Raw genomic sequence first — 14870 nt, 5'->3', positions numbered from 1 at the left:
GCGGAAAATAAGACCTCTAGGTTCCGGACATGTCCTCGATCCGCCGCGCCGAGACGTTCCCGGCGAACACACCGGCCGTCTCGCAGATCTTCACCACGGTTCTGAGCCACGGGCCCCTCACCCGCCTGGAGGTGGCCCGGCGGGCGGGACTGTCCCCGGCCGCCGTCACCAAGGCGGTACGGCCCCTGATCGAGGCCGGCTACCTGGTGGAGGACGTCGACGAGCCCGCCCGGCCCGCCCTCGGCCGCCCCGCCAACCCGGTGCGGGTCGACGGGGGACGGGCACTGTTCATCGGCGTCAAGGTGACCGGCGACGAGGTCATCGGCGTGCTCACCGACCTGTGCTGCCGCATCCGCGTCGCCCGCCACGCGCCGCTCCCGGACCGGGAACCGAAGGTCGTGCTGGCCTCGGTCGCCGAGCTGGCGGGCGAACTGCTCGCAGAGGCGGGAGACTTGGGGGTCCCGGTCCTGGGGCTGGGCATCGCCGTCTCCGGAGACGTGGACCGCGGTGCGGGAATCGTCCGCTACTCGCCGTTCCTGGAGTGGCGGGACGTGCCCCTCGCCGAACTCGCCGCCACGACCACCGGATTGCCGGTCACCGTCGACAACGACGTACGGGCCCTCACCGTCGCCGAGCAGTGGTTCGGCGCCGGTGTGGGGCTGTCGGACTTCGCCGTGGTGACGGTCGGCGCGGGCATCGGGTGCGGGCTCGTGGTGCACGGGCGGGTGGTCGCCGGGGCGCACGGTGTGGCCGGAGAGATCGGGCACGTCACCGTCGATCCGGCCGGCCCGCCCTGCCACTGCGGCAACCGCGGCTGCGTGGAGGCCATCGCGGGGGACGCCGCGATCCTCCGGCGGATCCGCGAGACCACGGGCGCCGAGGTCGCCGACACCGCGGAAGCCGTGGCCCTCGCCCATCGCGGTGTCGCCGGGGCGCGTGAGGCCTACGCCCGGGCGGGCGAGGCGATCGGCCGCGGCATCGCCACCGTGGCCAACCTGCTCGGCCCCGAGCGGGTGATCATCTCCGGCGAGGGCCTCGCCGCCCACGACCTGTTCGCCGAACAGATCCGCGACGCCTTCGCCGCGGCCGCGTTCGGCTCCGCCGCCCAGTGCGACGTACAGACCCGCCCGCTGCCCTTCGAGGAGTGGGCGCGCGGGGCCGCGGCCACCGCGATCCAGTCCTTCATCAGAGCCGACGACCAGCGTCAGAGCCGCTGAACCGACCCCTGGAGGTACGACCCATGCGGTCATCCTCGTACTCCGTCATGCCCGCACGCGCCCTGAGAGCCGTGGTGGTCCTGGCCCTCACCGCCGGTGTCACCGCCGCCGTCCCCAGCGCGCAGGCCGAGACCCCCACGCCCCCGGCCGCCCCGACCGGCACCACCGTGGCCGCCAAGCCCTACATGGGCTGGACGAGCTGGACCATGCAGTCGTCGAAGTACCCGGGCCTCAACCCGAAGGGCGACTACAGCTATCTGTCCGAGGCGAACGTCATCAAGCAGACCGACGCCATGGCCGCCAAGCTGAAGAAGTACGGCTACGAGTACGTGAACATAGACGCCGGCTGGTGGATGGACTGGTCCTGGAAGTCGCAGTTCGACGAGTACGGCCGGCAGAAGGCCGACCCGGTGCGCTTCCCGAGCGGCATGAAGGCCGTCGCCGACCGCATCCACTCCAAGGGCCTCAAGGCCGGCATCTACCTGCCGGTCGGCCTGGAGAAGGGGGCGTACAACGACGGCAAGAACCCGATCTGGAACGCCGACGGCTGCACCACCGGCGACATCGTCTACGACGACCTGCGCACCACCAACGGCTGGGACAGCGCCTACAAGATCGACTTCTCGAACCCCTGCGCGCAGAAGTACATCGACTCCCAGGCGCAGATGTTCGCCGACTGGGGCTACGACTTCCTGAAGCTCGACGGCGTGGGCCCCGGCTCCTTCAAGAGCGGCGACAACTACAACAACGTCGCCGACGTCGCCGCCTGGCAGCAGGCGATCAAGACCGCCGGCCGCCCCATCCACCTGGAGCTGTCCTGGTCGCTGGACTACGGGCACGTCGCGGACTGGAAGAAGTACTCCAACGGCTGGCGCATCGACACCGACGTCGAGTGCTACTGCAACACCCTGGTCAGCTGGGAGAACTCGGTCGACGACCGCTGGGACGACGCCCCCGCCTGGACCGACCACGCCGGACCCGGCGGCTGGAACGACCTCGACTCCCTCAACGTCGGCAACGGCGAGATGGACGGCCTCACCAAGGCCGAGCGGCAGAGCTACGCCACCCTGTGGGCGATCGCCAAGTCCCCGCTGTTCACCGGCGACGACCTCACCAAGCTCGACTCCTACGGGCTGTCGCTGCTGACCAACCGCGAGGTCATCGGCATCAACCAGAGCAGCGCCCCGCCCGCCGAGCCGGTCACCGCCTCCGACCCGCAGCAGGTCTGGGCCGCCAAGAACCCTGACGGCACCTACACCGTGGCCCTTTTCAACCTCTCCGACGCCCCTGCCTCCGTGACCGCCGACTGGCAGACCCTCGGCTTCAAGGGCAAGGCCTCGGTGCGTGACGTGTGGAACAAGGAGAGCCTCGGCACCTACTCCGGCAAGATCACCCAGGCTCTTCCCGCGCACGGCTCCCGCCTGTTCACCGTCACCCCGCGCGGCACGGACCTGGCCTGGACCGCCCACGAGGCGGAGGCGGGCACCCTGAGCGGCAACGCCTCCGTGGCCGACTGCTCCGCCTGCTCCGACGGCCGCAAGGTCGGCAACCTGTACGTCGGCGGCAAGGTCAGCGTCAACGACGTCGTGGTGGCCAAGGCCGGCACCTACCAGATCAAGGTCGCCTACGTCAGCGGCGACGCCCGCTCGGTCCTCGTCTCCGCCAACGGAGTCGGCGCCACCCCGCACAAGTTCGCGTCCACCGGTGACTGGGGGACCGTCAACAGCGTCTACGTGCCGGTGAAGCTCAAGGCCGGCGCCAACACCGTCACGTTCGACAGCGGCACCGGCTACGCGCCGGACATCGACCGGATCGACGTACCGAAGTCCCTCTGATCTCCCTCTGTCGGGGCCCGGCCGTGCGCCGGGCCCCGGCCCGGACGACCCCGGAGCCGCACATGGACACCAGCCCGAACGAACCGAGCAGAAGATCCGTCCTCTCCCTCGCCACCACCGCGGGCCTCACCGCCGCCCTCGGCGCGCTGCCCGCGTTCACCGCCACCGCCGCGCCCGCCCGCCCCGCCGAAGTCCCGCTGCCCGCCGACGCCGCCCGCCACCAGCTGTGGTGGCAGGCCCCCGGCGACGAGGGCTCACTGATCGAACAGGGCCTGCCCCTCGGCAACGGCCGTATCGGTGCCCTCGCGAGCAACGACCCCGGCCGTGAACTCCTCCTGATCACCGACGCCACCATGTGGACCGGTGGCCTCAACGACACCCTGGACCAGGACGGCCAGTTCCCCTACGGCCGCTCCGACTTCGGCTCGTTCACCCTGCTGGCCAAGCTCACCGTCGACATCCCCGACCACGACCTCGGCGGCGTCAACGGCTACCGCCGCACCCTCGACCTCGCCCAGGGCCTGGTCACCAGCTCCTACGTCCGCTCCGGCGTCACCTACCGGCGCGAGATGTACGCCAGCCGGCCCGACGACGTCATCGTCCTGCGCTTCACCCAGAGCGGCGGCGGCCGCTACACCGGCACCCTCACCCTCACCGGCACCCACGGCGAACACCCCACCGCCGCCGAGTCCTTCGCCGCGACCCTCCCCAACGGCCTGCGCTACGGCGCCGCCCTCAAGGCCCGCGGCACCGGCGGCAAGGTCACCGTCGACGGCACCCGCATCGACTTCACCGGCTGCAAGGACCTCACGGTCGTCGTCACCGCCGGGACCAACTACGCGCCCGACGCCGACTCCGGCTTCCGCGACCGCTCGCTCGACCCCGAGCGACTCGCCCGTACGAAGGTCCGTGCCGCCGTCGCCGAGTCGGCCGACGCGCTGCGACGCACGCATGTAGCCGACTACCGCGCCCTGTACGGAAGATTCGACCTCTCCCTCGGCACGTCCTCGGCCGAGCAGCGCGAACTGGACACCTGGGAGCGTCTGCACGCCCGCAGCCGCGACCCCGAGCCCGATCCCGAACTGGAGGCGGCCTACCTGCAGTTCGGCCGCTACCTGATGATCTGCGGCTCCCGCGGCAGCCTCCCGCTGGGCCTCCAGGGCCTGTGGCTGGACGGCAACGACCCGGACTGGATGGGCGACTACCACACCGACATCAACATCCAGATGAACTACTGGATGGCCGACCGCACCGGCCTGTCCCCGTGCTTCGACGCCTTCACCGACTACTGCGTCGCCCAGCTCCCGTCCTGGAACGACCTCACCCGCCGCCTGTACAGCGACCCGCGCAACCGCTACCGCAACTCCAGCGGCAAGAACGCCGGCTGGGCCGTCGCCTTCTCCACCAACCCCTACGGCGGCAGCGGCTGGTGGTGGCATCCGGCGGGCAACGCCTGGCTGTGCACCACCCTGTGGGAGCACTACGAATACACCGGATCGCGCGAGTACCTCGAGAAGATCTACCCGCTCCTCAAGGGCGCGTGCGAGTTCTGGGAGGCGCGGCTCCTCACCATCACCCTCCCCGGCACCTCGAAGGAGGTGCTCGTCGACGACAGCGACTGGTCCCCGGAACACGGTCCGCAGGACGCCAAGGGCATCACCTATGCTCAGGAAGTCGTGTGGATGCTGTTCGGGAACTACTGCACCGCGGCCGCCGAACTCCGGCGGGACACCGACTACGCGGATACGATCGCCTCACTGCGCAGAAAGCTGTACCTGCCGCAGGTCAGCCCGACCACCGGCTGGCTGGAGGAGTGGATGTCGCCGGACAACCTGGGTGAGACCACGCACCGCCACCTGTCCCCGCTGATCAACCTGTTCCCGGGCGACCGCATCCGCCCGGACGGCTCCACCCCGTCCGACATCGTCGCCGGCGCCACCGCCCTGCTCACCGCGCGCGGCATGGAGAGCTTCGGCTGGGCGAATGCCTGGCGCAGCCTGTGCTGGGCCCGCCTGAAGGACGCCGACAACGCCTACCAGCTCATCGTCAACAACCTCCGCCCCTCCACCGACGGCAGCAACGGCACGGCCTTCAACCTCTTCGACATCTACGAGGTGGAACGCGGCCGGGGCATCTTCCAGATCGACGCCAACTTCGGCACCCCCGCCGCGATGGTGGAGATGCTGCTGTACTCCCGGCCCGGACACATCGAACTCCTCCCGGCCCTCCCCGACGCCTGGGCCGCGTCGGGCTTCGTCGAGGGCGTCCCCGTGCGCGGCGGCTTCGAGGTCGACCTGCACTGGCGGGAGGGCAAACCGACCGAGGCGCGGATCCGCAGCGTCGGCGGCCGCACCACGACGGTCGCGTACGGCGCGGAGTCCCGCACGGTCTCGCTGCGGCCCGGGGCGTCCGTCACGCTGAAGGACCTCGCCCGGTGAGGGCCGAACTGCCGCTGGCAGCCGTCCTGCTGACGCTCGTCGCCTGCCAGTCCGCGCCCGGCGAGGCGACCGCCGGCCCGAGCGGCGTCGTCACCTGGGCGACCAGCGCCGACCGGATGTCCGACGGCGTCGCGGGCCGCAGCTACCGGCTCGTCGTGCACACCACCGTCGGCGGAAGCGGAGTGCGGGTCCGGCTCTCCAACGCCTTCGGCGACCGGCCGATCACCTTCGACAGCGCCTACGCGGGCCTCCAGAAGCAGGGCGCCGAACTGCGGCCGGGCAGCAACCGGCGCCTGGCCTTCGGCGGCGAGCGCACCGTCACCGTGCCGGCCGGCGCCACCGTGTGGAGCGACCCGCTGCCCGGGAAGCTGCCCGCCGCGTCCAATCTCGTCGTCAGCCTGCACAGTCCGGACGCGGCCGGCCCGGCGAGCGGGCACTGGATGGCGATGCAGACGTCGTACGCCACCCAGGGCGACCACACCGCCGAGGAGAGCGGCACTCCCTGGACCATCCCGACCGGCTCCTGGTTCTACCTCGACGCCGTCTCCGTGCACGCCCCCAAGGGCACCGGAGCCGTGGTCGCCCTCGGCGACTCCATCACGGACGGCTGGCAGTCCACGTCCGACCTGAACCGCCGCTGGCCCGACTACCTCGCCCGTCGTCTGCAACGGACGGACACGGCGGTCAAGGGCGTCGCCAACGAGGGCATATCAGGGAACAGGGTCCTCGCGGACGGTCCCGGGCAGAGCGCGCTGAACCGGCTGGAGCGCGACGTCCTGTCCCAGCCGGGCGTGCGGACCGTGTTCCTCTTCCAGGGCGTGAACGACATCAAGGCCCACACGGGCGTCACGGCCGAGGACCTGATCGAGGGCTACCGCGAGATCGTCGACCGGGCACACGCCGCCGGAAAGTGCGTCGTGGTCGCGACCGTCGGCCCCTTCAAGGGCTGGCACGAATGGGACCCGGCCGCCGAGGCCGTACGCCAGGAGGTCAACACCTTCATCCGCACCAGCGGCGAGTTCGACGCCGTCACCGACTTCGACCGCATCCTGCGCAGCCCCTACGACCCCGCGAAGATGCTTCCCGCCCTCGACGGCGGCGACCACATCCACCCCAACGACAAGGGCATGCAGGCGATGGCCGACGCCGTCGACCTGGGCGCCCTGGAGTGCGACGCCACCGACTGATCAGCACAGGCCAAGGGACTCGGTGCGGAACGCCTGGTCAGCGAGGATAGGGTGCAGCCTGGCTCGTCTGCGTCGTCCCCCACCCGAAGGATCAGCCGGCTCCCCATGACAGACACCCGCACCGACTCCCGTACGGGCTCCCGCACCGACTCCCGCCCCCGGGGACTCCTGGTCCGTGTGATCCGCTGGATCTTCGGCGGCATCGCCGCGTTCGTCGCCGCCTTCTGGCTCGTCACCGCGTCCCTCGATCTCGCCCTATCCGCAGGCCTCTACGGCACACCGGGCACGTACAAGGTGGGGCGCTGCTACGACACGAACGACAGCCGCAAGAACTCCGACATCTCCTGCTACGGGGACTTCACGCCGGACGGCGGCGGCGCCGACGACGCCGTCGCCGTACACCTGGAGGACACCGGGCACGACTACCCGGACGGCACCGAGTTCGCCGCCCAGGAGGGGCTTGCGACGCAGTCCATTCAGCGGGCCGGGGTCTGGGGCGTCATGGGCGAGCTGTGGCAGGTCGGGTTCGCCGCGGCCGCACTCGCCTGGCTCACGTACCTGGTGGTCAGGCCGCCCAAGTCGGGCAAGCCGAACCGGAGTCGGGAGCCCTCGCGGCGCGAGAAGGCGGCCGAGCGGGTGGGACTCGGCATCTTCGCCTGCGCCGTTGTGGGCATCCTCGGCTGGGCCGTCAACCTCGTGTGGTCGATCGCCGCGTAGCGGCGGACCGCTCCGAGCGCCGGGCACGCGAAGTCGCTAGCCGCGCAACGTCTTCGCCCAGTCCGCCGGCACCCGCCCCGCGGGCCCCGGTGTCGGCTGATCCGCCGGATGACTGACGGGGGGCGCCAGCTCGGGCCCGGACTCGAACAGCTCGTTCGTCTCGTAGCTCCAGTACCAGCCCTCACCCGGCTCGAAGCTCTGCACCAGGGGATGCCCGGTCTCCCGGTAGTGCCCCGTCGCATGCTTCGCGGGTGAGCTGTCACAGCACCCCACGTGCCCGCACTGCGCACACCGCCGCAGGTGGAACCACCACCCACCGGCCGCGTCGCACTCGCTGCATCCGCTGCCGCTGGGCGGCACGCTGGAGTCGATCCCTTTCTCACCACTCATGCGGACTCCTCGGCAAGGTCGATCTCGGGTGTGTCGTTCTCGGCCACGGTGAGCGGAAGCAGCACTTGGAACCGCGTGTCCCCCGGCACCGACTCCACCTGGATGTTGCCGTGATGCTTGTTGACCACGATCCGCCAGGAGATGTCGAGACCGAGCCCGGTGCCCTCACCCACCGGCTTCGTCGTGAAGAAGGGATCGAAGATCCGCCCCCGGTTGTCCGCCGGGATGCCAACCCCGGTGTCACGGAACTCCACCAGCAGCCGGTCGTGATCCGGCGCCGTCCGCACGGTCAACGTCCCTTCGCCGCCGGCGCTGTTGATCGCGGCGACCGCGTTGTCGATGAGGTTCGTCCAGACCTGGTTGAGCTCCGCCGGGTACGCCGGGATCCTCGGCAGCGTACGGTCGTACTCCTTGACGACGTTGATCTGCCGGCCGATCTTGCCCGACAGCATCAGCAGGGTGCTGTCGAGGAGTTCGTGCACGTCGGCGTTCTGGAACGGCGCGCGGTCGAGCTGGGAGTACTGCTTGGCGGCGTCGACGAGATGCGAGATGCGCGCGGTCGAGTCGTTGATCTCGTCCATCAACAGCTCGGTCTCGACGGTGTAGTTGAGCCACCCGATCGCGTTGGGCAGGATCTCCTCGTCCACCGCTGTGGCGACCTGGTCCAGCCAGTCCACGTCGAGACCGGCCTGTACGAAGGTGGGCGCGATCCGCCAGGCCTGCTGGATGTCGTGGTCGTCGAGCCAGTCGGTGACCGCGTCCTCCCGGTCGGCGGCCTCCAGCGGACTCAGCGTGGGGGCCTTGGCGACGCGCTCAGCGGTGCGTTCCTGGATGTCGATGAGGTTCGCCATGACCTCGGGGGAGTAGGAGCCCTGTGCGATGATGGCCAGCTTGTGCCGCATCTTGCCGACCCGCTCGCGCAGCGTCGCGGTCGCTCGTACGGCCGCAGCCGCGGGGTTGTTGAGCTCGTGCGTGAGCCCGGCGGACAACGAGCCCAGCGCCAGCAGCCGTTCGCGCTGCCCGATGGCCCGCTGAGTGCTCTTCGAACCGAAGAAGAGCCCCTCCAGCAGATGTACCGCCATCGGGAACCACTCCTGCATGATCGCCGCGAAGGTGTCGGCGGGCAGCACGAAGAACCGCGTCGGCTCGGTGACGCGCATGGAGTTGTTGTAGGCCTGCCGCACCCGGTCACCCAGGTACGCCTGCATGGACCCGGCGTACACCCCGCGCTGCGAGGTCCGGGTCACCTCCACGTCGTCCCCGCCGACCCGGCGGGACAGGACGACCGTGCCCTCGATCATCACGTAGAAGCAGGTGGCGGGATCGCCCTCGGCGTACACGGGCCCCGGCTCGAACATCTCCACCCGTCCCTCGCTGCACAGCCTGCCGAGCTGCTCGGGGGAGAGCTTCTCGAACAGGAACAGCGACCCGATCTCCCCGGGTTGGCACGGCATCAACTGCCCGCTCATGACTGCTCCAGATAACGGTGGACGAGCATCACGGCCATGGCTCCCTCTCCGACGGCGGACGCGACCCGCTTCGCGGACTCCGCGCGCGCGTCGCCCGCCACGAACACGCCGGGAACATTGGTCTCCAGGTGGTACGGCGGCCGGTCCAGCTCCCAGCCCGCCGGTGGCCGTCCGTCGGACGTCAGGTCGGGCCCGGCCAGGATGAACCCGCGGCCGTCCCGCAGCACCGTCCGGTCCAGCCAGTCGGTGAGCGGGGCCGCGCCGATGAACACGAACATCCACTGGGCGTCGACGAGTTCGCTCCGCCCGCTGTCCACCTCGCGCAGCGTCAGCTGCTCCAGATGGTCGGAGCCGTGCGCGGACTCCACGACCGTGCCCGTGCGCACCGAGATGTTCGGCGCCTCGTCGATCTGCTGGATCAGGTAGTGCGACATGGACGCCGACAGCGACGCCCCGCGCACCAGCAGCGTCACCGACTTGGCGCCCCGCGACAGATACATCGCCGCCTGCCCCGCCGAGTTGGCGCCGCCGACGATGTACACGTCCTGGCCCTGGCAGGCGGGAGCCTCCGTGAGCGCCGACCCGTAGTACACCCCGCAGCCGGTCAGGTCGACACAGCCGGGTGCCTGCAGCTGCCGATACGACACGCCGGTCGCCAGGATCACGCTGTGCGCGGCGACCGCCGAGCCGTCCGAGAACCGTACGATCCGGGCGGCGCCGCTGACCTCCAGCCCCGTCACCTCGCGCGCGGAGAGGATCTCGGCGCCGAACTTCGTCGCCTGCCGGCGGGCGCGGTCGGTGAGCTGCGCGCCCGACACTCCGTCCGGGAAGCCGAGGTAGTTCTCGATCCGGGAGCTCTGCCCGGCCTGCCCGCCGGTCGCCGACCGCTCCACCAGCACGGTCCGCAGCCCCTCCGACGCCCCGTACACGGCGGCGCCGAGGCCGGCAGGGCCGCCGCCGATGACGACGAGGTCGTAGAAGTCGGCCGTCGGCGTCGTGGCCAGCCCCACCTTCGCGGCCAGCTCGGGCGCCTCGGGTGCGAGGAGGGGCGTACCGTCCGGCGTGACCACCAGCGGCAGCCGCTGCCCGTCCTGCCCGGCGGCGGCCAGCAGTCGCTGCCCCTCGGGCTCGTCGGCCGAGTACCAGCGGTACGGCACCTGGTTGCGGGCGAGGAACTCCCGCACCTCCGACGACCGCGCCGACCAGCGGTGTCCGACCACCTTGGTGCTGGGCACCGGTCGGTAGTCGCTGCGCCGCCAGGCCTCCAACAGGTCGTCCAGGACCGGGTAGAGCTTCTCCTCCGGCGGGTCCCAGGGCTTGAGGAGGTAGTGGTCGAGATCGACGACGTTGATGGCGTCGATCGCGGCGCTGGTGTCCGCGTAAGCGGTCAGCAGCACACGGCGGGCGCCCGGGTACACGTCCAGGGCCTGTTCGAGGAACTCGATGCCGTTCATCTGCGGCATGCGGTAGTCGGCCAGGATCACGGCGACCAGATCGCCGCGCAGCTTCAGTTCGCGCAGCGCCTGCAACGCGGACTCGCCGGACTCCGCGCGCACGATCCGGTGCGACTCGCCGTAGCGCCGTCGCAGGTCGCGGGCGACCGCCCGGGACACACCCGGGTCGTCGTCCACGGTCAGGATGACGGTCCGCGCTGTGTCGGCGGCCTGTGCCATACGTCTCCCACCCCGAGGGTCGCTTGCTGGACGCGGCGGCGGACGTCCGGATGGCGCAGTCGCCGCGCCGACTCCGGCCCCATCGTATGTTCGATCCGCCCGCTTCGCTCGGGTATGCGGGAGGCGGGCACGCTGTGTCAGTGAGCGGTTCTCGGCCGCGACACAGTGTGGTGAAGACTGGGTACCACGGACGGTGACCGCGACATGGAGGAGGCAGCCGGAATGACGCGCCCGATCACGGCAGGGGTGGACGGATCGGAGGAGAGCCTCGCGGGGCTGGCCTGGGCCGCCCGCGAGGCGGTCCGCCGAGGGCTTGCCCTTCGGCTGGTGCACGCCTGGCGGTTCCAGCCGCACGAGGCGATCGATGAGGGATACGCCAAGGACGCCGATACCCAGGGCCAGTGGGTGCGCGAGGGGCTGACCGAGGCCGCCCGTTCCGTCACCGAGCGGCACCCCGGCCTCGACGTCACCACCGACGTCCTCGACGGCGGGCCCGCCGAGACACTGATCGCCGCGGCGGCCGAGGCCGAGATGCTGGTGCTGGGATCGCGGGGCCGCGCCGCCGTCGTCGGGTTCCTGCTGGGCTCCGTCGGACAGCAGGTGATCGCCGGGGCCGAGCGGCCCGTCGTCCTCGTACGAGCCGGCGACCAGCCCTCCGCCGAGGCCGCCGGGCGCGAGATCGTCGTGGGCCAGCAGGGCGACCCGGACGACAGCGCCGCCGTGCTGCGGCTCGCGTTCGAGACGGCCGCGGCGCGCGGCGCGACGGTGCGCACCGTACGGGCCTGGACCCTGCCGCCCCTGTTCGCCTACAGCCCGGGCTCCCTGAAGCTCCTCGACGAGGCCGGTGGCCTGGAGCCGTACGAGAAGAAGGCCCTGGGCGAGGCGTTGCGGCCCTGGCGGGAACGCTTCCCGGAGGTCCGTGTCGTCGAGCACGTGGAGATGGGCAGTGCCGGGCAGGTGCTGCTGTCGGTCTCCGGGCGGGCCCAGCTGATGGTCGTGGGGCGCCGCGCCCGCCGTACGGCCGTGGGCGCCCGGATCGGCTCGGTGGCACACGGCGTTCTGCACCACGCGGACTGCCCGGTGGCCGTGGTGCCCCACGACTGAGTCAGGACGACCGAGTCAGTCGGACGTCGTCGGCTGCAGCGTCTCCCGGGCCTTGGGAAGGATGTTCGTGATGTAGTCCTCGACGACCGCGTCCAGGCCGATGTCGTGCTGCACGCGCTCGGACAGATACCAGCGGTGTTCGAGCAGCTCGTGATAGATCTCGGCCGGGTCCATCGAACCGCGCAGCTCCAGTGGCACGGCGCGCACGGTGGGGCGGAAGACGTCGCGGACCCAGCGGTGCGCGAGCACCTCGGGGCGGGCGCCGAGGGGGTCGCCCGGGGCGTAGTCGTCCTGGGTGGCCATCCAGCTCTCCAGGTCGTTCAGGAGCCGTCGGGCCTGGTTCTCCTCGGTGTCCAGGCCCGTCAGGCGCAGCAGTTGACGCTGGTGGTGGCCGGCGTCCACGACCTTGGGCACGAAGGTGACCGTGTCGCCGTTGGGGGCGTGCTCGATCTGCATCTCGGCCACGTCGAAGCCGAGTTCGTTGAGGCGGCGGATCCGGCGCTCTATGTAGTGGTACTTGCCCGCAGGGTAGACCGAGGTGCGGGTCAGCTCCTGCCACAGGCTCCGGTAACGGGCGCAGATCTCGGTGCCGAACTCGATCGGGTCCACGGAAGGGTGCAGCGCCCCGGACGCCTCCAGGTCCAGCAGCTCGCCGCTGATGTTGACCCGGGCGAGGTCCAGGTCGTAGTCGCGCTGGCCCGTGCTGAGCTGAGGGTGCAGATCGCCCGTCTCGGCGTCCACGAGATACGCGGCGTAGGCGCCCGCGTCCCGCCGGAACAGCGTGTTGGACAGGGAGCAGTCGCCCCACGCGAACCCGGCGAGGTGGAGGCGGACCAGCAGGACGGCCAGCGCGTCCATGAGGCGGTGCATGGTCGCGGGGCGCATCGTCGTCTCGAACATCGAGCGGTACGGCATCGAGCCGCCCAGGTGCCGGGTGACCAGGACCGACTCCAGCGGGCCGTCACCGGCGTCGGTGCGCCCCGTGACCACGGCCAACGGATCCACCGCCGGGATGCCGAGCCGGTCGAGGTCGCGCAGCAGCTCGTACTCGCGCAGCGCCGGGCGCTCGGCGAGTTCCTTGACGGCGATCACCTCGTCGCCGGCCCGGGCATAGCGCACCACGTGCCGGGATATGCCGCGTGGGAGCGGGACGAGGACGTCCTCCGGCCATTCCTCCAGCGGCAGGTGCCAGGGCAGCTCCAGCAGGAGCGCGGGATGCTCCGGGTTGGTCGCGCTGATCTGCAGTGCCATGGGCCGTTCGTCCTCGCCTCGCCGGTGATCGTCACCTCACCTTAGAGCGCGCGTTCCCGGGCCTGAAGAGCGGCGTCGTGCACCGAGCCCCGGTGCACGGGCCCGTGCCCGGGCAGCAGCACGTCGCCCTTGAGCCCTTCGAACACGTCCAGCGAGGCCACGGCCCGGGCCCGCTCGCGGTGGAACATGTCCGGCAGCAGCTGCGGTCCCTTGATCCGCGAGGTGGGGTGCCCGCTCACCAGGGCGTCGCCCGCGATCACCACACCGGCGTCCGGCAGATGGAAGGCGCAGTGCCCGTCGGTGTGGCCGGGCGTGTGCACCGGCACGGGACGCCCGGGCAGGTCCAGCGGACCGGCCGAGGGGAACGCCTCGGGGGAAATGACCGGCACATGCGCGGTGCCGCCGGACCGGATGGCGTGGATCGCCCAGGGCAGGACCCCCGGCCGCCAGCCGTTCTTCAGGACCGTCCCCACGTTCACCTGGTGCAGGAACTCCCGGCGGGCATGCGGCACTTCGGCCTCATGGAGGTACACCGGGGTGCCGTACGTGGCGCGCAGGTACTCGGCGTTGCCCAGGTGGTCCGTGTGCGCGTGGGTGATCAGTACGGCCGTGACCGCCTCCGGCGAACTCCCCACCTCCGTGAGCGAGGCGAGCAGCTTGGCCCGGTCACCGGGGTAGCCGGTGTCGACCAGCGTGACCGCGTCACCCTCGGTCAGGATCACCCAGTTCGTGTTGCTGCCGTGCACCAGATAGGTGCCGTCGGCGACTTGCTGTATCTCTGCCCGCATGATCGTCCCGCGTGATGAGGTCCGTGCCCGACGGGCACAGCAAAGCAGATCAAGATGACAGCGCGTTCGGCGGGGCCGCACGCATCCCGAACAGGAACCGCGTGAGCCGCGTTCTGCGCACCACGCACTCGTACAGCACGAGGATCACGGCGAACGAACCGGTCACGATCACCGTGTACTCGACCACGATCGGCGCCGACCAGCCCACCACGCCGTACGCGAGGACGACCACGACCGGCTGGTGCAGCACGTACAACGGCAGGGCGGCGACGCCCAGGTATGCCATCACGGGCCTCGGGCGGGACTCCGCAGGCCGCTGTTCGCGCGGCCGGTCCAGCGTGCCGAGGATGGCCGCCACCAGGCACCAGCCCGCCGCGCTGAACAAGGCGCGGGTGACCAGCGCGAGCGGCGTGCGGTCGGTGAACGGGTCGTCCAGCGTCATGAACCCGGGACCGCACGCGGCGAACAGCACCACCCCCGCCACGCCCAGCGGCCGGGCGAGCCGGCGCATGACGGCCCGGACCCGCTCGTCCCCGACGAGAGTGAAGCCGTGGAGAAAGAACACCAGGTAGGCCCAGTGGTGCCAGGCCGCGTAGTCCTCCTCCATGCCCAGCGGCACCTGGAGCAGCGCGAGCGGCAGCACGGGCAGCACAAGCAGGGCGGGGTGCCCGGCGACGATCTCCGCGGCCCGGTCGCCGCCGGCCGCGAGGCGTGCCGCGAACGGAGCCAGCAGCAGGCAGAACGCGAGCAGCAGGAGCACGAACCATAGATGGCCGGACTCGAAGTGGTCCCCGTCCACGA

Annotated in this window: 12 protein-coding genes; 6 read left to right on the top strand and 6 right to left on the bottom strand. The window is 71.0% G+C overall.

Annotated features, from left to right (window positions below):
• Positions 1-29 precede the first annotated feature (29 nt).
• The 5 genes from BLU79_RS14115 (at position 30) to BLU79_RS14095 (ending at position 7394) form a co-directional block, all read left to right on the top strand.
• Positions 30-1217 carry an ROK family transcriptional regulator gene (locus BLU79_RS14115; RefSeq protein ID WP_093906090.1) on the top strand — a complete coding sequence of 396 codons (1188 nt, stop codon included), beginning with the start codon at positions 30-32 and terminating at the stop codon, positions 1215-1217.
• Positions 1218-1240: 23 nt separating this feature from the next.
• Positions 1241-3052, top strand: coding sequence for an alpha-galactosidase D (locus BLU79_RS14110; RefSeq protein ID WP_093906089.1), 1812 nt, complete (start codon positions 1241-1243; stop codon positions 3050-3052).
• A gap of 62 nt (positions 3053-3114) precedes the next feature.
• Positions 3115-5490, top strand: a complete 2376-nt coding sequence (locus BLU79_RS14105; protein ID WP_093906088.1) for a glycosyl hydrolase family 95 catalytic domain-containing protein — start codon at positions 3115-3117, stop codon at positions 5488-5490.
• Entirely contained in the window at positions 5487-6677 is a 1191-nt protein-coding gene (locus BLU79_RS14100; protein ID WP_093906087.1) for an SGNH/GDSL hydrolase family protein, read from the top strand. The genes BLU79_RS14105 and BLU79_RS14100 overlap by 4 nt, the downstream gene beginning before the upstream one ends.
• Positions 6678-6782: 105 nt before the next feature.
• Entirely contained in the window at positions 6783-7394 is a 612-nt protein-coding gene (locus tag BLU79_RS14095; RefSeq protein WP_093906086.1) for a hypothetical protein, read from the top strand.
• Between the two features lie 36 nt (positions 7395-7430).
• Here BLU79_RS14095 and BLU79_RS14090 read toward each other — a convergent pair whose 3' ends face one another.
• From BLU79_RS14090 to BLU79_RS14080, 3 genes are read right to left on the bottom strand one after another with little or no spacing between them, the layout of a single operon-like run.
• Positions 7431-7784 carry a UBP-type zinc finger domain-containing protein gene (locus BLU79_RS14090; RefSeq protein ID WP_093906085.1) on the bottom strand — a complete coding sequence of 118 codons (354 nt, stop codon included), beginning with the start codon at positions 7782-7784 and terminating at the stop codon, positions 7431-7433.
• Positions 7781-9253 carry an ATP-binding protein gene (locus tag BLU79_RS14085; protein ID WP_093906084.1) on the bottom strand — a complete coding sequence of 491 codons (1473 nt, stop codon included), beginning with the start codon at positions 9251-9253 and terminating at the stop codon, positions 7781-7783. Before BLU79_RS14085 ends, BLU79_RS14090 begins: the two co-directional genes overlap by 4 nt.
• Positions 9250-10926, bottom strand: coding sequence for an NAD(P)/FAD-dependent oxidoreductase (locus BLU79_RS14080; RefSeq protein ID WP_093906083.1), 1677 nt, complete (start codon positions 10924-10926; stop codon positions 9250-9252). The genes BLU79_RS14085 and BLU79_RS14080 overlap by 4 nt, the downstream gene beginning before the upstream one ends.
• Positions 10927-11148: 222 nt before the next feature.
• Here BLU79_RS14080 and BLU79_RS14075 point away from each other — a divergent pair, with 222 nt between their 5' ends.
• Complete coding sequence (locus tag BLU79_RS14075) at positions 11149-12030, top strand: universal stress protein (protein ID WP_093906082.1); 882 nt, start codon at positions 11149-11151, stop codon at positions 12028-12030.
• 15 nt (positions 12031-12045) lie between these two features.
• Here BLU79_RS14075 and BLU79_RS14070 read toward each other — a convergent pair whose 3' ends face one another.
• Genes BLU79_RS14070 through BLU79_RS14060 form a run of 3 tightly spaced genes read right to left on the bottom strand, consistent with a single transcriptional unit; the run spans position 12046 to position 14868 of the window.
• Positions 12046-13281, bottom strand: a complete 1236-nt coding sequence (locus BLU79_RS14070) for a DUF4032 domain-containing protein (protein WP_093906081.1) — start codon at positions 13279-13281, stop codon at positions 12046-12048.
• 41 nt (positions 13282-13322) lie between these two features.
• Positions 13323-14069, bottom strand: a complete 747-nt coding sequence (locus BLU79_RS14065) for an MBL fold metallo-hydrolase (RefSeq protein WP_093906080.1) — start codon at positions 14067-14069, stop codon at positions 13323-13325.
• Positions 14070-14118: 49 nt separating this feature from the next.
• Positions 14119-14868, bottom strand: a complete 750-nt coding sequence (locus BLU79_RS14060; RefSeq protein WP_371131863.1) for an acyltransferase family protein — start codon at positions 14866-14868, stop codon at positions 14119-14121.
• Between the last annotated feature and the right edge of the window lie 2 nt (positions 14869-14870).

It is taken from the genome of Streptomyces sp. cf386, assembly GCF_900103585.1.
Lineage (GTDB): Bacteria > Actinomycetota > Actinomycetes > Streptomycetales > Streptomycetaceae > Streptomyces.
Note: the sequence above shows the minus strand (reverse complement) of the source record. Positions and strands in the feature narration are given on the sequence as shown.